The 22,283-nt window shown below is 58.4% G+C and carries 15 protein-coding genes; 4 read left to right on the top strand and 11 right to left on the bottom strand.

Features of this window, described 5'->3' with window-relative positions:
• Positions 1-32: 32 nt before the first annotated feature.
• Both IB274_RS22285 and IB274_RS22280 read right to left on the bottom strand, forming a co-directional pair.
• Positions 33-2,144, bottom strand: a complete 2,112-nt coding sequence (locus tag IB274_RS22285; protein WP_138212022.1) for a 3-hydroxyacyl-CoA dehydrogenase NAD-binding domain-containing protein — start codon at positions 2,142-2,144, stop codon at positions 33-35.
• Positions 2,145-2,171: 27 nt separating this feature from the next.
• Positions 2,172-3,974: an acyl-CoA dehydrogenase gene (locus tag IB274_RS22280; protein ID WP_138212023.1), complete on the bottom strand. Its 1,803-nt coding sequence runs from the start codon at positions 3,972-3,974 to the stop codon at positions 2,172-2,174.
• 492 nt (positions 3,975-4,466) lie between these two features.
• On the opposite strand from IB274_RS22280, the gene IB274_RS22275 reads away from it, so the two are divergent.
• The 3 genes from IB274_RS22275 to IB274_RS22265 all read left to right on the top strand — a co-directional run bounded on the left by IB274_RS22275 (position 4,467) and on the right by IB274_RS22265 (position 6,476).
• On the top strand, positions 4,467-4,667 hold the full coding sequence (locus IB274_RS22275) for a hypothetical protein (RefSeq protein ID WP_412548444.1): 201 nt from the start codon (positions 4,467-4,469) through the stop codon (positions 4,665-4,667).
• Between the two features lie 124 nt (positions 4,668-4,791).
• Positions 4,792-5,541 carry an electron transfer flavoprotein subunit beta/FixA family protein gene (locus tag IB274_RS22270; protein WP_138212024.1) on the top strand — a complete coding sequence of 250 codons (750 nt, stop codon included), beginning with the start codon at positions 4,792-4,794 and terminating at the stop codon, positions 5,539-5,541.
• Positions 5,541-6,476 (top strand): electron transfer flavoprotein subunit alpha/FixB family protein, encoded by a 936-nt coding sequence (locus tag IB274_RS22265; RefSeq protein ID WP_138212025.1) that lies wholly within the window; start codon positions 5,541-5,543, stop codon positions 6,474-6,476. The genes IB274_RS22270 and IB274_RS22265 overlap by 1 nt, the downstream gene beginning before the upstream one ends.
• Positions 6,477-6,925: 449 nt before the next feature.
• Here the strand turns inward: IB274_RS22265 and IB274_RS22260 are convergent, their stop codons facing one another.
• The 4 genes from IB274_RS22260 to IB274_RS22245 all read right to left on the bottom strand — a co-directional run bounded on the left by IB274_RS22260 (position 6,926) and on the right by IB274_RS22245 (position 14,870).
• On the bottom strand, positions 6,926-11,509 hold the full coding sequence (locus IB274_RS22260) for an autotransporter outer membrane beta-barrel domain-containing protein (RefSeq protein WP_138212026.1): 4,584 nt from the start codon (positions 11,507-11,509) through the stop codon (positions 6,926-6,928).
• Between the two features lie 92 nt (positions 11,510-11,601).
• On the bottom strand, positions 11,602-13,290 hold the full coding sequence (locus tag IB274_RS22255; RefSeq protein WP_138212027.1) for a response regulator: 1,689 nt from the start codon (positions 13,288-13,290) through the stop codon (positions 11,602-11,604).
• Between the two features lie 791 nt (positions 13,291-14,081).
• Positions 14,082-14,519: an IclR family transcriptional regulator C-terminal domain-containing protein gene (locus tag IB274_RS22250; RefSeq protein ID WP_171039331.1), complete on the bottom strand. Its 438-nt coding sequence runs from the start codon at positions 14,517-14,519 to the stop codon at positions 14,082-14,084.
• 15 nt (positions 14,520-14,534) lie between these two features.
• Positions 14,535-14,870, bottom strand: a complete 336-nt coding sequence (locus IB274_RS22245; RefSeq protein WP_138212029.1) for a BPSL0761 family protein — start codon at positions 14,868-14,870, stop codon at positions 14,535-14,537.
• A gap of 184 nt (positions 14,871-15,054) precedes the next feature.
• Here IB274_RS22245 and IB274_RS22240 point away from each other — a divergent pair, with 184 nt between their 5' ends.
• A complete protein-coding gene (locus tag IB274_RS22240; protein WP_138212030.1) occupies positions 15,055-15,375 on the top strand; it encodes a hypothetical protein in 321 nt (106 codons plus the stop codon).
• Positions 15,376-15,447: 72 nt separating this feature from the next.
• Here the strand turns inward: IB274_RS22240 and IB274_RS22235 are convergent, their stop codons facing one another.
• The 5 genes from IB274_RS22235 to IB274_RS22215 all read right to left on the bottom strand — a co-directional run bounded on the left by IB274_RS22235 (position 15,448) and on the right by IB274_RS22215 (position 22,004).
• The gene (locus IB274_RS22235) at positions 15,448-15,621 is read right to left on the bottom strand and encodes a hypothetical protein (RefSeq protein WP_171039332.1); all 174 of its coding nucleotides are present in this window, start codon (positions 15,619-15,621) and stop codon (positions 15,448-15,450) included.
• 1,074 nt (positions 15,622-16,695) lie between these two features.
• Positions 16,696-17,577 (bottom strand): TniQ family protein, encoded by an 882-nt coding sequence (locus tag IB274_RS30200; RefSeq protein WP_138212031.1) that lies wholly within the window; start codon positions 17,575-17,577, stop codon positions 16,696-16,698.
• A gap of 5 nt (positions 17,578-17,582) precedes the next feature.
• A complete protein-coding gene (locus IB274_RS22225) occupies positions 17,583-18,977 on the bottom strand; it encodes an ATP-binding protein (RefSeq protein WP_138212032.1) in 1,395 nt (464 codons plus the stop codon).
• A complete protein-coding gene (locus IB274_RS22220) occupies positions 18,970-21,159 on the bottom strand; it encodes a DDE-type integrase/transposase/recombinase (protein WP_138212033.1) in 2,190 nt (729 codons plus the stop codon). Before IB274_RS22220 ends, IB274_RS22225 begins: the two co-directional genes overlap by 8 nt.
• Positions 21,153-22,004: a TnsA endonuclease N-terminal domain-containing protein gene (locus IB274_RS22215; RefSeq protein ID WP_138212034.1), complete on the bottom strand. Its 852-nt coding sequence runs from the start codon at positions 22,002-22,004 to the stop codon at positions 21,153-21,155. Before IB274_RS22215 ends, IB274_RS22220 begins: the two co-directional genes overlap by 7 nt.
• Positions 22,005-22,283 lie beyond the last annotated feature (279 nt).

Below are 22,283 nucleotides of genomic sequence, written 5' to 3'. Positions count from 1 at the left end.
GGGGCCGCCACCTGGAGGTGGCGGCGGAAAAGTCAGAATTTCTCGATGCGGGTGCGGCCGGCGGCGACCAGGCGCTTGAGCAGGGGCGCGGGCTTGAACCAGCGCTGCCCGTGGCTGCCCAGGCTCGCCTGCAGGCGCAGGATGCCGTCGAGCACCTGGTCCAGGCCCAGTTGCTCGGCGTAGTGCATCGGGCCGCCCAGGTGCGCCGGGAAGCCGTATCCGTTGATCCACACCAGGTCGATGTCGCTGGCGCGCAGGGCGATCCCTTCGTCGAGCAGCTGGATGCCTTCGTTGATCAGCATGAACAGGCAGCGGTCGTGGATTTCCTGGGGGGCGAGCGAGCGCCGCGGGATCTGCAGCTCGCCGGCGAGACGCTCGGCGACCTTCTCCACAGTAGGGTCGTCCAGGCGCTGGCGACCTTCGTAGTGGTAGAAGCCAAAGCTGCTCTTCTGGCCGTAGCAACCCATGGCGTAGAGCTCGTCGCCCAGGCGGCAATAGCTGGGGTCGTCGGCGAAAGCGGCCTTGTTGGCCTGGCGCACCAGGTAGTTCACGTCGATGCCGGCGAGGTCGAGCATGCTCAACACGCCCATGTTCAGGTCGATCCCGGTCAGCACGCCGTCGACCTGCGCCGGCGAGGCGCCTTCCAGCACCATGCGCATCGCCTCGCGGGCGTAGGGTTCGAGCATGCGGTTGCCGATGAAGCCGAAGCACACCCCGGAAACCACCGGCAACTTGCCTATCCGCCGCGCCAGCTTGAGCGTGGTGGCCAGCACGTCCGGCGCGGTTCGGCGGGCGCGCACCACTTCCAGCAGGCGCATGACGTTGGCCGGACTGAAGAAGTGTAGGCCGATGACGTCCTGCGGGCGTGAGGTCACCGCGGCGATGGCATCGACGTCGAGGCTGGAGGTGTTGGTCGCAAGGATCGCCCCTGGTTTGCACACCTCGTCGAGGGTGCGGAACACCTGCTGCTTGATCTCGAGCTTCTCGAACACCGCTTCGATCACCAGGTCGGCATCGGCGATGTCGGCATATTCAAGGCTGCCTTGCAGCAGGCGCATGCGTTTCTCCAGCTCGGCCTGGCTCAGCTTGCCGCGCTTGACGCTGATCTCGTAGTTGCGCTGCACATTGGACAGGCCGCGTTCTAGGGCGTCGGACTTCTGTTCCAGCATCACCACCGGGATGCCGGCATTGGCGAAGTTCATGGCGATACCGCCGCCCATGGTGCCGGCGCCGATTACCGCGACCTTGGCGATGGGGCGCATGTCGAGCGCAGGGTCGATGCCGGGAATACGCCCGGCCTCGCGTTCGGCGAAGAACACATGGCGCAGCGCAGCCGACTGGCGCGAAGCCTCGGCTTGCCGGAACAGGTCCTGCTCGCGCGCCAGGCCTTCCTCGAGCGGCAACAGACAGGCGGCCTCTATCGCTGCGAGCACCAGGCGCGGCGCCAGACGGCTTTTCCAGCGTGCCTCCTGTTCGGCGCGGAAGCCGGCGAAGAAGCCCTCTGGCAAATCGACGGCGGGGCTGGGGTAGCGGGCGGCTGGTTGTGCCGGGACGCCTTGCGCGAGCAGCTCGCGGGCATAGGCGCAGGCTTGTTCGATGAGTGTTTCGGGGTTATCCGCCAGGCGGTCGATGATGCCCATCAGGTGTGCGTGCTGGACATCCACCTGTTTGCCGGAAAGGATCATGTTCAGCGCCGACTCGGCGCCGATCAGCCGTGGCAGGCGCTGGGTGCCGCCGGCGCCGGGCAGCAGGCCGAGGTTGATTTCCGGCAGGCCGAGTCGGGCCTGTGGCTCGCCGATGCGGTAGCCGCAGGCCAGGGCCAACTCGAGGCCGCCGCCCAGGGCCAGCTTGCCAATGGCGGCGACCAGCGGCTTGTCGATGCGGGTGAGGCGAACCAGCAGGCCGGGCAGATCGGGTGCGGCCGACGACGCTTCGCTGCCGAATTCGCTGATGTCGGCGCCGGCACTGAACAGGCCGTTGGTGCCGTGCACCACTATTGCCGCCACCGCGGGATCGGCGGCGGCGCGCTCGCAGGCTTCCAGCAGGGCCGCGCGCAGCGGTTGGCCGAGGGCATTGACCGGGGGGCGGGACAGGCCGATCAGGGCCAGCTGGCCGTCCAATCGGTAGTGAACAAGGGCAGTCATGAGGTTTTCTCTCCTGATGGGGCCGGGTCAGAACCAGCGGTCCTGCATGTCGAAACTCACCCGGTTGCCCTGGATGAGCAGGCGCGTCAGCGCCTGGGTCGGCGCCAGCTCCCAGTCCATGAAGTAGCGGGCGGCCTGCAGCTTGCCGTGGTAGAAGTCGGCCTCGCTGCCGGTGGCGCCGGTCTGCAGAGCGCGGCTGGCGATGCCGGCCATGCGCAGCCACAGCCAGCCGACGACCACGCGGCCGAACAGGTCGAGGTAGCTGGTCGCGTTGGCCAGACCGAGGTTGGCATCGGCGGCCACCTGCTCACGCAGCGCGGTGGTCGCCTGTTGCAGATGATTCAGCGCGACGCCCAGCGCCGCGCCGAGGTCGGCACAACGGGCATCGGTATGTGAGGCCTCGATGGCTGAATGGGTGAGGGCGAGGAACTGGCGGAAGCCGGCGCCGTCGCGCTGGCCCAGCTTGCGCCCCAGCAGGTCGAGGCCGTGGATGCCCTCGGTGCCTTCGTGGATCGGGTTCAGGCGGTTGTCGCGGTAGAACTGTTCCAGCGGGTATTCGCGGATGTAGCCGGAGCCGCCGAGGACTTGGATGCCGATGTCCGAGGCGATTACGCCGTAGCGCGAGGGGTAGGACTTGACCATCGGGATCAGCAGGTCGAGCAGCTCGCCGGCGTTCTGGCGCTCCTCGGCAGTGGGCGCGGTATGCGCATCCTCGAACAGGCTGCTGGCGTACAGGCAGAGGGCGAGGCTGCCTTCGGCGTAGACCTTCTGCTGCAGCAGCATGCGTCGCACGTCGGCGTGCTCGACGATGCGCACCTGTGGGGCCAGCGGATCCTTGGCGCCTGGCAGGCGCCCCTGCGGGCGCTCGCGGGCGTAGTCGAGCGCGTACACGAAACTTTGGTAAGCGAGCACCGAGGCGCCCAGGGCGACCCCGATGCGCGCTTCGTTCATCATCTGGAACATGTAGGACAGGCCCTTGTTGGCCTCGCCCACCAGGTAGCCGATGGCGCCGTCCTGCTCGCCGAAGTTGAGCACCGTCGAAGTGGTGTTGCGGTAGCCCATCTTGTGCAGCAGGCCGGCGAGAGCCACATCGTTGCGCTCGCTCGGATTGCCGTCGGCATCGACCAGGAACTTGGGCACGAGGAACAGCGAGATGCCCTTGGTGCCGGCCGGTGCGCCTTCGATGCGGGCGAGGACCATGTGCACGATGTTCTCGGTCAGGTCGTGGTCGCCGCCGGAAATGAACATCTTCTGGCCGAAGATCCGGTAACTGCCGTCGGCGGCGGGACGCGCGGTGGTACGCAGGTCGCCCAGGGCCGAGCCCTGGCCGGGTTCGGTCAGCGCCATGGTGCCGCTGCTGCGGCCGTCGAGCATGGCCGGCAGGAAGCGCTCGCGCAGGTTGTCGCTGGCGAAGCTCTTCACCAGGTTGGCCGAGCCTATGGTCAGGAAGGAGTAGGCGACGGTGGCGATGTTGGCGGCATTGAAGTACGCCATGCTGGCCCGCAGGATCACCTCTGGCAGTTGGAGGCCGCCGTCGGCGCCGTCGTGGTGCGCGGCGAGGAAGCCGGCCTCGGCGAAGGCGTCCCAGGCGCGCTTGGTTTCCGGGATTAGGCGGACCCGTTCGCCATCGAAAGTCGGCTCCTCATGGTCTCCCTTCTGGTTGTGCGGAGCGAAGTATTCGGCTGCGATGCCGTGCGCCGTTCGCAGGGTCGCGTCGAAGACGGCCCGATCATGTTCGGCGTAGCGCGAGCGTTCGAGCAGCGCGGTGGTGTCGAGCAGCTCGTAGAGCAGAAAGTCCAGCTCGCGTTCGTTGAGCAGTTGATCGGTCATCTGTCCCTCGTCGGTCTTGGTGCGGCAGGCGCGAATGGCGGGTTGGCGGCGCGGGGCCGGCCGGTGTGGCAGTGAATCAGGAATGCCACCCGCGGCGGTCCTCCCTTTATGAGAGGGGGGGATGCTAGGGGGGAGGGCGGCAGGCGAGGGATGGCCCGCCGACGGGAAGGTGCCTTGCGTGGAGCGCCCTCACGCCGACCGGCCATGTGGCGGGCAGGGTAAGGCGCGGCGCGCTGTCCCCCGCCCCCCGTGGCGAGGGGGCGCACGGGCGTCAGGGGCTGCCCCCTCCAATAGCGGGGCTCTCGCGGGACAGCCGGAAACTAGTATCGCCGGCGAGCGGCCAGCTCCGGCCCGGTGGGCGGGTGGCCGCACCCCCAACCTGCCGAGAAGACGCACGAAAACAAGCGGAAAACGCTTTGCCAGGCTTGCCTGGCGGCCGCGCTGGCGGACGCGGTTTGTCTTGTCCACGCCACCGACAAACCGAACATCTTGGTGATCTTCGGCGACGATATCGGCTACTTCAATCTGAGCGCCTACAACCAGGGGATGATGGGCTACGAGACGCCGAACATCGACCGTATCGCCAAGGAAGGGGCGCTCTTCACCCATGCCTATGGCGAGCAATCCTCGCGACTGAGTCCATGGCGTATCTGTGCGGTCGCCCCTTGCGGCGTCCGCCACCGCCTCCCTTAGGGGGAGGGGAGAACCTGCCGAAGCCAGTCCTATATTGCGGCGGCTGGTTTGGGCCGGTTCACCTTGGAATCTGTCCATATATTTTTCCGGGCCACTAGGTCCGGTTTTTTTAGGGAGTCCCCAGATGAAAGTCCTCGTTGCCGTCAAGCGCGTGGTCGACTTCAACGTCAAGGTTCGCGTCAAGGCGGACCAATCCGGCGTCGACCTGGCCAACGTGAAAATGGCCCTCAATCCCTTCTGCGAGATCGCCGTGGAAGAGGCGGTGCGCCTGAAAGAGCAGGGCATCGCCGGTGAAGTGGTGGTGGTCACCGTCGGTTCGAGCGCAGCCCAGGAACAATTGCGTACCGCGTTAGCCCTGGGTGCCGACCGCGCCACACTAGTGGAGAGTGAGGCGGAGCTAGGTTCGCTGGCCATCGCCAAGGCGTTGAAGGCGCTGCTGGACCGGGAGCAGCCGCAACTGATCATCCTCGGCAAGCAGGCCATCGACAGCGACAACAACCAGACCGGCCAGATGCTGGCTGCGCTGACCGGCTACGCCCAGGGCACCTTCGCCTCCAAGGTCGAAGTGGCTGGCGACAAGGTCAACGTCACCCGTGAAATCGACGGCGGCCTGCAGACCGTTGCCCTGAACCTGCCGGCAATCGTCACCACCGACCTGCGCCTGAACGAGCCGCGCTACGCGTCGCTGCCCAACATCATGAAGGCGAAGAAGAAGCCGCTGGACGTGGTGACCCCGGACGCCCTGGGCGTTTCCACCGCTTCCACCGTGAAGACCGTGAAAGTCGAAGCTCCGGCTGCCCGTAGCGCCGGCATCAAGGTCAAGTCCGTTGCCGAACTGGTCGAGAAACTGAAGAACGAGGCGAAAGTAATCTGATGGCTATCCTGGTAATCGCTGAGCACAACAACGGCGCACTGGGCGCTGCCACTCTGAACACTGTTGCTGCTGCGCAGAAGATCGGTGGTGACATCGCCGTGCTGGTCGCTGGCCAGAACGTCGGTGGCGTGGCTGAAGCCGCTGCCAAGATCGCTGGTGTTGCCAAGGTGCTTGTCGCCGACAACGCTGCCTATGCTCACCAGCTGCCGGAGAATGTGGCTCCACTGATCGCTGCTCTTGTGAAAGACGGTGGGTTCAGCCACGTGCTGGCCGCCGCTACCACCAACGGCAAGAACTTCCTGCCGCGCGTTGCCGCCCTGCTGGACGTCGACCAGATCTCCGAAATCATCGAAGTGGTCAGCGCCGACACCTTCAAGCGCCCGATCTATGCCGGTAATGCCATCGCTACCGTGCAGTCCTCGGCTGCGGTGAAAGTGATCACCGTGCGTGGCACCGGCTTCGACGCCGTTGCTGCCGAAGGTGGTTCCGCCGCTGTTGAAGCTGTTTCCGGCCCGGCCGATGCCGGCAAGTCCGCCTTCGTCGGTGAAGAGCTGGCCAAGTCCGACCGTCCGGAACTGACTGCTGCCAAGATCGTCGTTTCCGGCGGCCGCGGCATGGGCAATGGCGACAACTTCAGCATCCTTTATTCCCTGGCCGACAAGCTGGGCGCTGCCGTCGGTGCATCCCGCGCCGCGGTCGACGCCGGCTTCGTGCCGAACGACATGCAGGTCGGCCAGACCGGCAAGATCGTTGCTCCGCAGCTGTACGTGGCCGTCGGTATCTCCGGCGCCATCCAGCACCTGGCGGGCATGAAGGATTCGAAAGTGATCGTTGCGATCAACAAGGACGAAGAGGCGCCGATCTTTCAGGTTGCCGACTACGGCTTGGTTGGCGATCTGTTCGAGCTGATACCAGAGCTGGAAAAGGCGATCTGAGTTTCCAGCGCGAGGCTCCGCTGGCCGGAGCCTCGCTGTTCATCCTCTTGTGGGGCATCAATCGCTACCTGGGTGCTTATTCTCGCTGAGTGAATAGATCCGTCTCGTTTGTCATGGGCTCGCTTATTTGGGGGCGCAAGTTGCGCATGAGAGGAGCAACGCTTGAGTAGAAGGCCAGAGGGCGAACGGGCCATGGTTCGTTTGCTAAGGACGAACCTTGATCATTAGCAGTAACACGGCTGCTACCAACCCATAGCTGACGTCTTTGCTTCTCTCTAGGCGACCCGCATCGCATACGCGATGGCGGGTTGGGCGAACGAATTATGAGCGGGATAGGGCGGCTGATAACACCACGTGGTGAGGGAGATTTGCAAGACGCTCACCAGGTTGCAGATAAATGATCCTAACGGGACGCCCTATTGGCGCCCCGCCGGTCAGAGGGTAGGTTTTCAGAACTTCACCTTGATACCTAGTACGCCTTCGTAGCTACGGCCTTCTCCATCGAGCGATTTCTGGTATCCCAGTGAGCCGGTGACGCTCGTCCGGTCGTTAAGCTGGTAATCCACGCCCAGGTTCAGTTCGCCCCAGGTGCCATCCATGTCGGTGCCGAAGGGGATGTAGCCGTTGGCCGAGGAGAACTCCGTCTTGGCCTTGCCCTCGAACTCATGCCAGACGCTCGGACGTACCCAGGCGTTGGTGCGATGGATCTGCCCCTTGTCGTCCGTGCGGAACCAGTCCTTGTCGATCCTCACGCCCAACCGGCCGGTGAGGGAGTCGACGTCTTCGAAGCGGACATCGGCGGCATCGTCATGGGCGTCGTCGAGTTTCAGGCGGCTGGCGATCACCTGGGCCTGGGGTTCGAGGTGGAGCGTCTTGTCGCGGTTGAGCTTGAGCGGGTAGCCGGCTTCCAGCGAGGCCGTGACGCCATGCCCGCGTGTCTTCAGTGGATCGGCGTCATTGGCGCGGGCCTGCATGTCGAAGCGGTTGAATTGCAGTACGCTATCGAGGTACCAGCCTTTGGGGCCGAAGTGGGTCCAGTAGCCGCCGATACCATAGGAGCGCAGGGTATCGTCTCCGGCGCCCTGGCCGTCGGTGTGATCGACGTTGCCCTTGATGCGCCCGGCCTGCAGTGACAGCCCTGCCTGGTCCGTGCTGCCGTCGGTGTCTTCGTTGCGATAGAGGTCGGCGCCGACCTGGAAGGCCTGGATGCGGTAGTCGTAGTCTGTGCCGCTGGGGAGGCTGTCGCGGCCTTTCTGGTAGATCAGCCGGCCCCAGCCGAGCGAGGGGCCGTAGGTGTCGGTATCTTCGCTGGGCAGTGGGTCAGTGGCGTTGCGCCGCTCCTCGCCGACGCGTTCGTGCAGGGTGTCGACCAGGGCACGGCTGTAGCTCAACGCCATGGCGGGGAGGGCGCTGTACAGCGAGGTCTCTGCACGGTAATTGGGGATTTGCGGTGTTGGCGCAGGGGTGTCTGGTGTGACCGGGGTGACTGGGTCAGTGGGTGTCACAGGGTCCGCCGGATCGACTGGATTGGCTGGGTCGACGGGATCAACAGGATCCACCGGGTCCACCGGGTCCACCGGATCGACGGGGTTGGCGTCCGTCGTCGAGCGCAGGTACCAGGCTTCGCCGTTGCTGTCGTCGAGGCTTGAGCGATGCAGCGTGTACTCATACGGGCCGGCCTTGACCCGGTTGAGCAAGTGGAAGGCGTCCGCTTGCGTGGTGCCCCCGTTGACGGCGTCTACCACCTTGATGCCGTTGCCCTCGGTCAGCGCGCCGGGGCCGCCCGCATTCTTGATGCGCAGGTTGCTCTCGCCGGTGGCCTTGCCGCCATCGATCACCAACTGGTCGGACGGCGAGTCGTCCTTAAACAGGTAGGTATTCAGGGCAATGGTGCCGTTGGCGCCGTGGTAGTCATTGGCGGTGAGCCGCTTGTAGCCACCCTCGGAACTGAAGTCGATCAGGCTGGAATCGTTGTGCAGGCTGCTCAGGTTGGAGTCACCGGTGAGCTGCCAGAGGCTGGTGTCGCGCAGGGTGACGTCGGAGTGGGCGCCGCTGGCGGTTTTCGCCGTACCGGTGACCACGGAGGATGACAGGTCCAGGCGCGCCTGGCCGGCAGCATCCTGGCTGCTGCCGATACCTTGCCACTGGCCAGTGCCCATGTCCGGAACGCTGGTGCCATCGCTGGCCACCGAGCTGTCCACGTTCAGCCATTGGCCGCTGCCGCCGGCGAGGCTGTGGCTCAGGGCGATGTCCGCGACGCCGGCCGTGGCGATAGTGGCACCGTCGCGGTTGCCCAGCGTGGCCTGGTCCATGCGTACCTGCCCGGGGAGCGCATCGGTGCCTTGCACGTAGAGCGCCGCCGATTGCCCGCCGTGGGCGGCGACCACGACAGACTCGGCGTCGACGCTGCCACCCTGGCGGGCCACCACGCCGTGGCCGAAATCGCCTTGGGTATTCACGCTCACTCCGTCCAGGCGAGCGCTGGCGGTGTTGTTGGCGAACACGCCAGTGGCCTGTTTGCCTTGCGTGCTGACGGCGCTGTTGCTCGCACTCAATGCTCCGCCGGATTCGGCCCGCAGCCCGTGGGAACCCATGCCCTGGGTGGAGATGCTGCTGTCCTTGAGATCCAGCGTTGCGGTCTCGCTCTTGTACTGCCGGCTGACCATGGCTCCGCTGGCGTGATCTCCCAGTGTCTGCACCGTCACGTGGCTGGCGCTCAGGCCGACCGTGCCCGGCTTGGCTGAGCCGATGCCGGCGTACAGCCCGACCGAATACTGGCCTTCGGTCTTCACGCTAAGGTTATCGAGGATCATGCTGCCGCCGTCGTCAACAGCGGCGCCGTAGGCTTGCGAACCCTGGGTCAGCACGCTGGTGCCGTCGGCAATCAGCAGCGCGCCGGGATTGCGGGCGGCAAGGCCGTGGGGAAAGGTCAGGTTGCTGGCCACCGGCGAGCCGCTGCCGGTGGTGGTGACCGAGCCTCCATGGACGACGACGGTGGCGCCCAGGTCGGCGACGATGCCCATGGCGTTGTCGTTGCCATGGGTGGTGACGGTTAGGTTGCTGGCGGTGAGGGTCGAGCGCGGCGCGGTGCTGGAAGAACTACCGGCGGCCAGTGCGGTGGAATAGTTGCCCTCGGTGGTGATGCTGCCGTTGATCACCGTGGCATCGGCGCCTTCGCGCACCTGTACGCCGTAGCTGGTCTTGGGTGTGGTGTGCACGTCGCTGCCGGACATTTGCAGGGTCGATCCCGCGCCATCCACCAGCACGCCGGGCGACCAGGGTCCTACGGCGCCGGACGGTGCATCCACCGAAATGCTGCTGGCATCCACCCTTGCGCTGGCCCCGCCGCTAATGTTGAGGCCGATGGAGCGGTTGCCGTCCACAGTGACCGTGGAGTGGCTGATCGCGCCGCTGGAGCCTGCACCTTCGAGGGACACACCGTGCCCATAGGTCAGGCCATGCACATTGAGAGTGGCGTGGTCCAGTTCAACGCTACCGCCGGACATCGCCCGCGCGCCGGCTGCCGGATTAGCAGCGCTGCCCGCGCCGCTGATCGTCGCCTGGCTGTGGCTCATCCGCACCTGGCTGCCGTTACCCTCGGCGCGAATGCCGCCGACATTGGTGCCTGTGGCATCCAGGGTGGAATCGGCCATGTCGATCCGGCTGCCGGAGAGCGCGTGCAGGGCGGCAGTCGTGGCGGTGGAGGTTGCGCCGCCGCTTACATCGATGTCCGCATTGCGCAGGGTAATCTGTGCACCGTCCTCGCTGCGCGCCGCACTGGCGCTGCCGGCAGCGATGTCGAGCGCCACGCCGTCGGCATCGATGGACGTACCCGCACCATTGGCCAGCAGGCCGTGGCTCAGACTCAGGGATTTTTCGTCGTCTACTGGAGTGGCTGCGGAGACCGCTGCGCCGCTGGTATGAATTTGCGTATTGCCGCTTAGGGTGACTTCTGCACCGTTACGCGCCCAGACGCCCACGGAGCCTTTGCCGGTGGTGCTGATCGCGCCGCCGGACAAGGTCACCCGCGCGTCATCCGCCAGCACGCCGTGGCCGTTGCCGCCGGCGGTGGTGACACTGATGTCGTTCAAGGCGGACGTCGCGCCCTGGTCCGCACGCAGCCCATAGGCGGAACCGCCGCTGGTCGCAATGGTGCCGCCGTTGGCCGTGAGCGTGCTGGCGCCGCTCACTCGAACACCGTGAGCGCCGCCGGTGGTGGTACTGCGAACGCCAGTAGTGGCGACGGCGACGTCATCCAGGCGCGCGTGCGCGCCGCCTTCCAGGGATATGCCGATACCACCCCAGGACTGGGTGCTCACCGAGCCGCCTCGCATGTCCAGTTGTCCCTGGGTGACGACGACACCGTGGTTGTTGTTGCCTTTTGCGCCACCGCCAACCACGACCTGCGTGCCGGTCAGGTGCGCTGCGCCGTTGGCGTTCACTCGCACGCCAGTCAGGTCGTTGGTGGTGATGGCCACGCTGGCCGTGGTTTTCGGGTCCAGCACGATGCTGCTGTCGCTGATCGTGAGGGTTTTCCCGGCGGTTGCCTCGGCGCCGGTCTGGCTCTTGGCCGTCGCTGCGGTGGTGGCGATATTCTCGATGCGTCCCTGGTTGAAGGTGACGTCGCCACTGGTTTTCACGCCGGTGGTGCTGGCGCCGCCTAACCGGATGGTGGTGTCAGTGGTGACGCCGGTGCTGACCCCGATTCCGCCGCTGGTGGTGACCGTGATGGGCGCCGGCGCACCGAGCAGGGTTCGATTGGCGAAGATTGCCGGTGCCTCATGGGCCGCTTGCAGCGCGAGGTCGAGGTAGGAGGGCGCGGTGGATTCGAATACGGCGCCGGCCTCGGACGGCAGATTAAGGTCGTCGGTATCGGTTTCGGTGACGTTGTCCTCGGCTTCGGCCTCGATGACCCGCAGGCTGAACACGCTGGCTAGAACAAGACTGATCGCTTGCGCCAGGTGAGAACGGCGCAGGTGCGCGAGGGTACAGTTCGAAGTGGGCGAAGCAGCGGTGCGGTCGACGGTTTTCATGATGCGTCTCCATGAGAAGGCTATGGAGCGAGCATCGGTTCGGGGGGGCGGCAATCACATCGTGGGTGCCTGATAGCGCTGTAGTGGGGGCACTAGATGCGGGGATTTCCCTTGGGAAGTTTGAGTTGGATCAATGCAGCGACTTCTGGTTGGCTATCGCTGCCAATCCGCAACTCGCCACCCAGCATGCCGCACAGACGCCGGGCAAGTTGCCATCCGGCCTGGCGGTCTATCCCGGCAAGTCGGTCTTGCACGGGGGTGCCGTCTGTGGTGACGAAAAGCAACCGCCATGTGATCTCGGCGAATGGCAGTAACGCCGACTCCGCCCGCACTTCGAGCTGCGGCAGGCCTGACTTGTCGAAGCACTGCGTCAGAATGCGCAACAGACGCTGGTAGCGGTTCGGGTCGATCCAGGCCCAATGCTCCTGGTCTTCCGGGATGAAGGCCTGGTCAGGGTGGGCTATATCCAATGATTTGCGCGTCAGGCGGTTGAGTTCTTCCGAACGCGGAACGGTCAACATGTTGCCGCGCTCCATCTGGATCAGTTCCAGCAGCACCTCAATCCTGTCGCGCATTCGGTCGACGCGCGGAAGGGCCTCCACCAGCGCAGTCTCCTGCGGATGGCGCGAGCGGCCTTCGGACAGCAGCGCATCCAGCGCTTCGAGTTCCTGCAGCAGGTCGCGACCGGCGCTGAGCAGCAGCTCCGCGCGGCTGGCGAAGATCGATTCGAGGTAGGCCTTGGACTCCTGCAGGCGCTCGATGTAATGCTGTTGCTCGGTGACGTCGGCGTAGGAGCACATCACCCCGATCGGCGAACCAGCATCGTCCTTAAGCGGTACACCGATCAGGTGGTAGGTGAGCGTTTCACCGTCCAGCAGGCCGGCGGCGACAAGCGAGAAAGGAGCACCGCCGGCGGCGCCATTGAGGAATTCCTGCTTGGCGCGGGCAATGTGCCCTGGCTCCGTCATGCCCAGCTCGAAGATGCGCTGGCCGATTAGCTCGGCCTTGCCACGCCGGTGCACCTCGGCGAAGCGCCGGTTGCAGGCCAGCAGTTCACCTTTTGCGTTCCACAGGCTAACGGCGTTCGGCAGTATCTCCAGTAACTGCTCCAGGTCATTGGTTCCTGCGGTCGAATGCATCGGCTCGTGGGCCAGGTGGTTGATCTGCTGGTCGCTCAGCAATCCCCGGGCATGGGCAGCCGCCACTAGGTCAATCAGGGAGCTGGTTTGTGTCTTTTCTAATAGGCGTGTCTTGTAGGTGCTGACGGTGCGGTCATTGATGGCCAGCTCGTCGGCGATGTCTTTGATTCGATAACCTTGGGCAAGATACTGCAGCACCGTCAGCTCACGGGGAGTGATGTGCTCGATCTGAGTTGATCCTTCTGCGGTAGTGCCCGCGAGGTGGGCAGGGAAGACCTTGTGTCCGCTGAGCACCATCTTCACGGCATCGTCCACGTCGCTGGGTGAGCTGTCCTTGTGGACGAAGCCAGCTGCGCCACCCTGCTGACTTGCTTCGTAATAGTGCGCACCTGACAGGCTGGTAAAGACGAGCACTTTTGGGTGGGGCTTTTCTGCGCGCAACCGCCGCAGCAGCTCCAGCCCGCCAAGACGTGGCAGATCCAGGTCAAGGATCACTAAGTCCGGCTGCAGGCGTTGCACTAGACTCAGCGATTCCCGTCCGTCGCCAGAGATGCCGACTACCTCGTGGCCGGAGCGCTCGAGCCTTTGATGTAGCGCCTCACGAATGTACGGGTGCGGATCGGCTATAACGATGCGGCTCATCCTTGTGTCCTACGCGCGGCTTGCTCGCAGAAAAGCGTAGCCCACCTCTGGCAGCACCCTGAACTTCAGCGTCGTAAATCCCAAGCACGCAAGCATCACTCCCGTTGGTGGCATGACTGGTATCGAGAGCGTTTCGTTCAGCTCACTGTCAAGAACATCATGCCGACGGTAGCTGGTTAGACCTACATACATCCGACACGCTGACCGCGCTCGCCAACAACCTCGGCGAGCGCGAGGCCTACGACGTCGTGTCGGCGCACATACGGCGCAGCGCCTAAGGGGCCGCAGGCTCGCATAAAGAGCAGCAGTGCGGGGTGCATAACTGACTGTGCCACCCACTGCTTTCAATCGGCGCTGGCGCGCAGACATAATGCTACCGGTGTCAACTGAACGACAAAGCCACACCAATCTGCGCCAATTCAGCAGATTTGACGCGCTGGATCGTCTAGTCAGCCAAACCGATTTCCTCAGTGTCTCTCGCACGAACTATTCACGTTCCAGGCCAAACGACGCCTTTTCCCTCCTGAAGGAGCTAGCGTCCGTATATGGACTCCCCCTCATTGCAAGCTCGCCGAACGTGACCTGTCGGAAGTTAGCGGGGAATGCCCCGAAGTCTGACCTGGTAGTGATAAGCCGAGTGGGCGGGGAATGGGGGCCAATTCAGCAGTACCTGCGAATGCTCGACGAGCGAGGCTCCTGAGGCGCACGATCGCGCTCCTCTCCAGATAGATTGGCACACGAGCGTTAGCAGCGCCTCGATGCGCAAGCCATCTATCCTAGCTCACGCCCAATCATTTCTGGGTCTGCTTGAAGTCCTCCCTGAACTTCTCCAGGGCTTGGCGGAACTCCTCCTTTCTGACCTCAAAGCGCGAGGTGGGGGCTATTACCGTCACCGCGTGTGGTCCCATGAAGGTTGGGAGCAGAATGCTGATCGCGCTCACGCCAGGTGAGTGCTCTTCAATATCCATGGCAACACCATCTCGGCGAATGGCTTGCATCTGCTTGAGCAGCGCAGTCAGGCCGAGTGTATTACCGGTTAGCTTCTCCGGTTCGGGAGTAAGCCACTGACCGATTTCTTCGTCACTCAAAGTGGAAAGCAGTACCTTGCCGTCCGCCGTGGCGTGCATCGGTAATGAACGCCCCAGCGGAATGACAACATGCAGTTCATTCTCGCTGATGACGCGAATGATCACGTTGCTTTGCTGCCCGCGCAGACACGACAGCGCCACTGTCTCTCCCAACGCCTAACGATCCAGCGCTTCAACGCGCTTTACTGGTCCGCTTGCCAGGAAACGGATCAGGAGACGAGTTAATCGACAGACGCAGCGCTTCGCGAACCCCCACTCAGTCGCCGGCCAGCCATAGCGACTGGCACGATCTGTCGACTCAAAAATTGCTCCGAAACGTGAGCTCTCTTCGATCAATCCTGCCTGGTGCATTTCCGAAGGCGTGGGGAAGTGGCGTAAAACGCCTTGCGCGCTCTCCCGCACGGACTCATCAAGCTCAGGATTATTAGCCAATGCTGCCAAGAGCTCTCTGGCCTGCAGAACTGCGCGCGAGCGTTCAGAGGGGGTAGTCATTCAAACCTCCTGCCGGCCTTTATCCCAATCGCCCGGCTACTCCTAGGTTAGCGCTATGGCCGCCAAACGCCCGCCGGCTTGGAACGCGAAAGGCTCGAGCCGAGGGCACCGAAATGCGCCCTGGTTGTAAAGTCCTGCCGTTGATCTAGCTTTTTCAGTGCCAGCAAACCAAAAGGAGCTCCCGATGCCGATCAAAAAAGATCTGTCAGGCCTCAAGCGTCTGATCGAGAATGCGAAGTCGTTGGAGGGTCGTAACCAGGTTCCATTCCTTGATGTGATGAACCCGCTCTTCATTTCTTCTGTCAGCCGCTTTGGCAGCTTTGCGGAGTTTGCTCAGGGCGCCGGCTATGTCGTGCTTACCAGCGAGGACTTGGAAGCAATCCCCGACGGGCCATGGGACCAATTCATACGGCAAGAAACCCATTTTCAGGACTGGGCCGAGATGCAAAAGACGGCTTTGACTGAGTACACAAAAAATAGACTTCTCAGCGGGATCGGCCGATAGGCACTGAGATGAAATCGGCGGACGCTTGCTGATTTATTCAATGGCCGACGCCCTCCAGTGCGCGCCGTCAGATCATCCCCCCACATGGCTGATGATGAGTACCAGTGACAGGTCTCCCTTGAGTACCTGCACCGCGAGCATCAGAGCTCCGAGCAAGGCCAAAAACTTAATGGCCTTGCTGATCTCGTAGTTCTTCATCTCGAAACGCCCTTCAATCAGGTCGGCTCTGAGCTTCCTCTTTTTCATTTGCTGGTGATCCTTGCAAGAAAGATAGGGCGCTGCCAGGAGGCTTTATCGCCTCGGTGATCGCAGTATCGAAGATTTCGCCTTCTGGAATTACCGGAAGCACTTCAGCGAATCTCTTCAGGCCCATGGTTACTGGGCTGGCAAGGTTCAAGGAGCCTTTTCTGACGTATTTTGGTAGGAAAAAATCAAAGCTCGTGCTGCAGGGAGGCCGGTCAACCGCCAAGGCTTAGCACTTGAACAATCCGCCTTCGCGCGCAAGGAGAACGAACTCGGGAGTAAGTGTCTGGTCCCCGCGGATTCCAACGCTCGCGTTTCGAGGCACTGTATCCAGTCGACGACACCCCCAGGATCCCGTTCACCTCATCCTGGCTGCCGCAGCGGCCATTTTTTTTAAGGTATTCCTTCGCCGCTTTACGCTCAGCAGCCGACGGCGCGTAATCCTTATCGCCCAACTCCATCCTGACCGGGTTGTCCAGCCAAAAGGGTAAAGACCGGTGATAATCCAGGATGTATGAACTCGAAACATGCTGCGCTTTCGCTATCGACAGAAAGGACGCAGGCCAGTCGATAAAAAGGGAATGGATCATCTCCAGCAACCTGGCTCTGTCGCCAACCCGCAGATTCTCAAACCGCCTCGGTGAGCTCAGCTTTGGCTCAATCTCCAACTGCCCCCCAATCCTTTACTAACCACGTCCGGATGCGCGAAAAATTGCTTCGCGTGATCAGTAGTTGCAGCAGTCGCCTAAGCCCAGCGAAGAAAAGCTCCGAGTACTGCACGCCGCCAAGCAGCCGCGAAGCTATGCCAGTATCCAAAGCCGTGAGAATTTGGCTTTGAAAGTTGACAAGGGGCGAAGGGGCGCACCGGATTAGGGCGGTCAACCTCGGGGGTATATGCCAATCGAACATCCCCCCGACAAGGACAGAAGCTCACCCTTCGCGAAGACTGTGGCGGGTCTCCGTCTATTAGCGGGTAGTCTCGACTCGATAGTGGAAAGTTTTCGCCCTTGAGTCGCCGCTATGACGAGTATTTTTGGTTTCGCTTGAAGAAAAATGGAGCTCAAGTTATCGAAAATTTTAATTGATCAAATGATTATGCGATACGACATCGGCGATTGATCTAAGTAGGATGAATTCGAATGGTCGATGAAGCATAAAGGGGCGGTGTAAGGCTTTCTGAAGCTTTGCTGGGAAGGAGTCAGGGACTCTTGGTCTGAAGTAAAGGTATTCGCCGAGGGGGGGGAGGCTAGCAAGAGTTTTTGTTAGTATCTCAAAATTTTTCCGTAGCGGAGGAATCCCTTCATTGATCTCCATTAGAGCCATGCTGGGGTGGTTTAGGTAGTCTAAAGTCCGTTTGGCTATACATGTAAGTAGTTGTAGAGATTCTTTAGTCTCAGCTTCTTGGGATATAGGGTTGAGGGCGGTCGCCTCCGGAAGGAGTAGTCCTGATATTACTTTATTTTGATAGCGATTAGGTACGAATCGAAGGGGGGTGTTATGTGTTGGGCAAACAAAAACCCCTGGTAACTGATGCTCCCTATGCCAATAGGATACTCCATGTCTTGACAAGTCATCATTTACACAGTGGACACAGTATTTGCACCGAATTTGAGCTTTAATGCTCAGGGTGATTCTGCGCTTGGGGTGTTTCCCTGTTGAGATCAGAGTGATTAATTCGGCGTTCTGTTGTTCGGTTAGGAATGGTTGGAAGTACGGGTAATTTGTATTTTTTATTGTAAGTTCGTCTGCTGATATTCTATTTTTAAGAACGGTTTCGGATATTAGTTGTGAAATTTTGGTAGGTAAATCTAAGAAGCCGAAGAAATTTCTAGGGCATTTCAAGTCTTCTCTGGTTTTCAATGGTGAAGGATTCCCAGAAAGAACATGGTATCTTGAGCAGATACTAAAAAGTGTCTCGCCAGGTAATGGTGAGGGAAAGAAATGGTTAGCCCCAGGCATGGGCGCTACTCTATGCTTCCCGAGAATTCTAGAGCGTTCTTTGCAACCCACTTTGTCATGTCGATAATGTCTTTCGGCGGTTTTTTGGGCGCTTTGATTTTTGTTGTGGGCGCGCGATTAATGGTTTTTGTCGGGGTGGGTGGATAGTTGCCTTCAATGTTGGATATTAGTTCTGAAATATCTCTGCAGACTGCGAATGGCGTGTTCATCATGGAGCTAATCAGCGCTTTGGATGGTAGTAGATCTTCATACAAGTCTTTCGACTTGTAGCCTCCTGAACGAAGAGCATCCATTGCGGGTTTCAGGGGGGATAATCGATTTTCAAATACCTTCATCAAGACGGATTCATTTATCTCTTCGTTTCTTGATCCTATGACAGAATATTGGGCTGAAATTAGTAGCTTGACTAAGAGGTCAGTTATCCCCTGAGTGAGGTCGTAAATTGTCTTCTTGATTGAGTCGGTCAGTTCAATGGGGTGATGTACCCATTGGTATTTCCATAGTTTCTCAATAAGACCATTCCATTCTGGATCAGTACTTTCAAATCTATCCATAGCTATCATTCCCATGCCACACATGCGACGGGTCGTGCGCAAATTTCCATCGAATAATCGAATGGCTGAAAATGTGCCAACAAAAAGTATTGGAATTCCTATCTCGTTGATAAGTATTAATAAATGGTCAAGAAGAGATTCTCTACCTGCTCGCGTCCGGTTTAATGTCTGAATTTCATCAACTACTAATAGTCCGAGATAATATGTGCTTGCAAGCTGAGACATTGTTTGTATGAGTTGCGAGGTGCTTCTTAGAGTGCGAGCTTGGTCTACAATTTTTTCATCACAAAGAGCTGCGCCTAATGCTCTGATGAAACTGCAGCATAAAGATTTTATTGAGCCGTCGGCTGGGCTGTCAATTTTTAGCCAGACTACTTGCTTCTGGATAAACGCTCGGTCCTTGTATTTGTTGTGAGTTATAATTTGAGGATAGGTTTTTAAAATCGAGGTAACGGCCGTGGTTTTCCCCATTCCGCTCAGGCCAAATACACATCCGCTACTAGCTGTTGAATTAAAGCCTGAGTGTATTCTTTGGTTAATGGTATGTAGGTGCCTTACAGTGGTTGCGTTGAACGGATTTCTGCCTAAATACCCGTTTCTGATTAGTATGGAGATTGATTGCTCTATCTGAATGTGGCTCTGGAATGGCTGGATAACTTGGTTGATCCTGTTTAATAAGTGAATGCGGACAGAGCTGGCGAGTGCTGTGTCTTCGTTTGGGAGTTCAGGGGTGTTTATTATGGACCTGACTGTCTCTATAGGTTTTTTTATCGGAGGAAGAGCTTCGATAAGGGGGTTATCGCTATGCTCGGGAATTTCAGAAAGAGAGTAGACTGCATCACTCATTGGGGGTGCCCTCAACTTCTGCCAAGATCCTTAAGAAGTCTTGTACTTCTGATATTTCGAGGGGGGATGCTTGAGGGGGGAGTTTGGATTTATGGGGGCTTTTGTACTTTTCGAGTTGTATAACGTTCTCGTAGAGGTCGTTGCTTTCCAAGTTCTGCTGTCGAGAGATAGCCTTCTCGATGTTTCTGTTGATCTTAATGTTTTCCGTTTTTGCTTTTTTGGTCTTGAGTTTAGGGTGTTGCGCTTTTTCTGCGGTCGCTTTTTTTAGAACCTCATTGATCCTCATATTTTTCTCAATCGTGCACATGAGTGCATCGTGACTCTCCTCTGGTGTAGATGTCTTGTAGTACGTTTTAATATCTTCAACTTCTTCTGCTCTAAACTCAGAAAAATGCAGGTCGCTTGCACGAAGCGAGCATCTCTGCAGCCCTTTTCCTTTTATTTGAATCCAGATGTGATTCGAGGTTATACAGTCATGATAGATATCTGTGCGAACAGACGCTCTGAGCGTCATGGATTCTATCCAGGCGTTGCTTGGGTCATTGTCGATAAAGTAACGTAGTCCATTAAATCTTATCCCGGAGCGTGTGATCATTGCTCTTTTTCTAGGTAGTAGATTTAGATATATAATATCGGCAGCACGTTGGTGGGACTCATGCAGGTCATTTTCAATGGCCCAGTTCCATATGGATAATGGAGTTGGCCTAATCCCGTCAGTGATCATGTCGAGAGATAGATACTCTGGGCGTCTAGTGGTTTTAATGTGGTTGAGAACACATTCGACTATTATTTTTGTAAATTCTTTAATGTTGAGCGTCGCATCTAGCCGAGGGTCGCGTTCTCCTCGCTGCGTTTCTACTTTTACTACTGCCCCAGGCATGAACTCAGTTCGGCTTCCACGCTTCAATGTTCGAAAATGACTTTCCACCATCGGTTTCAAGTCAGGTCGTCTAGGTGGGCAATAGGTAAGATTAACATCTAGCCCATCAATCATTCCTTCAGCCGGTAAACTAAGTATTTCGCCGCGATCAGCCGTGATTTCTCGGGGTAAATGGTGCGACGGCCATTCATCGGGAGTTATGTCAATTCCAATTTCCTTACAGAATTCGACCTTGTCTGTAAAGGAGTTGAATAGTGCCTGTCGTGCTTCGTACCAACTGGGGCCTTCTAATCCTACGTGTATGCCCGCAAACATTCCGCTGAACGAGTCAATAACACTATAAACTACTGGTCGACCAATCACACGATTACGGTCTATCGAACTCACAAGATAAATGTCAGCAATGGTCGCATCGATTTCGTAACGATGCCCTGGGCCCCAGAGGTTGTCTTGTACAGTTCCGGTAACAACCTTGTGGTCTTTCTCGTATTTTGTATCCCCAATTCTGCTTCTAAGCGTCATAACTGGGTCGAATACTTTTTTTGCTTGGTAAATGAACTGGTTAATAGATGGATATGTTCCCAGTTCGGGCCTAATTCTTCTGCTAATATCTGTAGGGTCGATCTGATAGTAGTACTTCTCTATCATGTCCTGGTAGGCGGTAGTATGTGAGTGCGATTTCTTACGCATGTAAAGTGTATAGGCGCAACGTATTTTGTGTATGTCAGATTCAGTGAGCGCGTACTGAGCTTTTAAACCGAAGGCTGATTCTTTCTTAGGCGGGCGCCCAAGGAAAGTGCCCGTTTTGGCAATTCGCTGCTTTCCTTTGCCACCAGATTTCTCTCTGTTGTCTAGCAGGGAGTTTTTTGTCTGGCCGAATCTCCAATATCTATAGATAAGGCGATATATCTTCTTGCTGTCAACTGCTAGCGTCTTTGCTTGCTCTGAAATTTTGGATCCTAGGCTGCCCGTTAGAAATGCCTCGTCGATAGCAGTGCTGTTTACTAGTTTCTCAATATACTTCCAGCGATCGTCGCGCTTTTCTAGTTCTTTTCGTGGAATGTCATCTTCGTGTCGTAAAATAAAAGGCGATACGCTCTCTGTGGTTCTACTTATCTTATGGCTGGCTAAGAGTTCTTTTATCAAGGCAAGCGAGTAAATCTCTGGCATTCGGTCCGGGTGAGATAGCTTAAATAAGCATATCGCATCTGATTTTGCATTTATCCAAATAACTCTACATGCGCAGGCGATCTCGCACTCAGCCTCGATTGGGGTAAGTATTTCATTGATTTTTATTAGCATGCTTTTAAATCCCGTTCATTTTCTTGGGAGGTTGAGTGGTTAATAGTGAATGGAACTGATTTCCTTAGTTCTACTGTGGAGGAGTGGATATCTATGCATATGTGGCGCGACCAAACACAGTGGAAAAACAGGTGTTTAGCATCTTCCGCTGTCAGCGGAAGGTTGCGGCTTGCATCTTTAATGATAGATGAAAGGGTTTTCTCTTGGTCGTTATGCAGTTCAAGCATTGAAAGGAATCTTGAAATAACTCCTGGGCTTTTAATGTTTTCGCTTAGCGAGACTTTCGCTTTCCCGTAAATGTAGTCAATATTCAATATTGATTTCATGGGGAGGGACTTCTCAGTGATTATTTCCCAGGGAATTCCTTGATCCTCCCAATATAAACGTTCCAACTCTAGTTTTTCGCAAGTTCTAGAGTCGTTTAGGTGCTCTTCATATTTTATTGATTTCGCGGCGTTAAATACTTTTCCCTCGGAGTTTTCAATGGTTAAGAGGAAGTCTGTGGTCATGATAAGGGGGTTCTTTGAGCGAGGCTGTTGCGGATGCTTAATATTGCTTATCTCTGCAAGTTCGCGTGTTTTCTCTATGGGGAGTAGAGGGAACTGCTCTCTTATATCAACTACTTCGCTTGAGTAGTCACATAACAAAAAGTAGTGATACTCAAGGTCAGAGAGGAGGTGATGCCTACGGTTCAACGTGAGGCCTTTCACAATGCGTGAGCGCCCTAGAGACGGCACATCCTTGACGGTCAACCACGGACGATACGATTCGCGAACACCTTGGCCTGCTCCGGCTCGTATATGGCGCTCGATATCGGATGAACTCTCGAGTCGTTTGGCCTTCATCGTCCCTCCTGATGGAGGAGCATGTCTCGGATGGCGTTTTTGCCAGGTTGCCCTGAGTGCAGATTACGGCGGATTCGCCGAGTTTTGGCGATTCCAGATAGTCGGTTCTTCATCGTAAGTCCATAAAAATCAATGACTTACATTTGTCTAAATTAATTGTTTCTTGTCAATATTTTTTATCGATTGTCAAAATCTATTGTCAGAAACCACCCCGCTCGTGGCGGGAATGTCCCTTTTCGATAAAGTCTGAATCATGATTCACTGCTTTTCATGCAGTGA

The organism is Pseudomonas sp. PDM18 (genome assembly GCF_014852585.1).
GTDB lineage: Bacteria > Pseudomonadota > Gammaproteobacteria > Pseudomonadales > Pseudomonadaceae > Pseudomonas.
This window is presented reverse-complemented; position numbering and strand designations above follow the sequence as displayed.

What these genes read in the sequence shown, in the direction of transcription:
- IB274_RS22285 (WP_138212022.1), bottom strand. Translation starts at nt 2,144, where the DNA reads ATGACTGCCCTTGTTCACTACCGATTGGACGGCCAGCTGGCCCTGATC.
- IB274_RS22280 (WP_138212023.1), bottom strand. Translation starts at nt 3,974, where the DNA reads ATGACCGATCAACTGCTCAACGAACGCGAGCTGGACTTTCTGCTCTAC.
- IB274_RS22270 (WP_138212024.1), top strand. Translation starts at nt 4,792, where the DNA reads ATGAAAGTCCTCGTTGCCGTCAAGCGCGTGGTCGACTTCAACGTCAAG.
- IB274_RS22265 (WP_138212025.1), top strand. Translation starts at nt 5,541, where the DNA reads ATGGCTATCCTGGTAATCGCTGAGCACAACAACGGCGCACTGGGCGCT.
- IB274_RS22260 (WP_138212026.1), bottom strand. Translation starts at nt 11,509, where the DNA reads ATGAAAACCGTCGACCGCACCGCTGCTTCGCCCACTTCGAACTGTACC.
- IB274_RS22255 (WP_138212027.1), bottom strand. Translation starts at nt 13,290, where the DNA reads ATGAGCCGCATCGTTATAGCCGATCCGCACCCGTACATTCGTGAGGCG.
- IB274_RS22245 (WP_138212029.1), bottom strand. Translation starts at nt 14,870, where the DNA reads ATGACTACCCCCTCTGAACGCTCGCGCGCAGTTCTGCAGGCCAGAGAG.
- IB274_RS22240 (WP_138212030.1), top strand. Translation starts at nt 15,055, where the DNA reads ATGCCGATCAAAAAAGATCTGTCAGGCCTCAAGCGTCTGATCGAGAAT.
- IB274_RS22235 (WP_171039332.1), bottom strand. Translation starts at nt 15,621, where the DNA reads ATGAAAAAGAGGAAGCTCAGAGCCGACCTGATTGAAGGGCGTTTCGAG.
- IB274_RS30200 (WP_138212031.1), bottom strand. Translation starts at nt 17,577, where the DNA reads ATGCCTGGGGCTAACCATTTCTTTCCCTCACCATTACCTGGCGAGACA.
- IB274_RS22225 (WP_138212032.1), bottom strand. Translation starts at nt 18,977, where the DNA reads ATGAGTGATGCAGTCTACTCTCTTTCTGAAATTCCCGAGCATAGCGAT.
- IB274_RS22220 (WP_138212033.1), bottom strand. Translation starts at nt 21,159, where the DNA reads ATGCTAATAAAAATCAATGAAATACTTACCCCAATCGAGGCTGAGTGC.
- IB274_RS22215 (WP_138212034.1), bottom strand. Translation starts at nt 22,004, where the DNA reads ATGAAGGCCAAACGACTCGAGAGTTCATCCGATATCGAGCGCCATATA.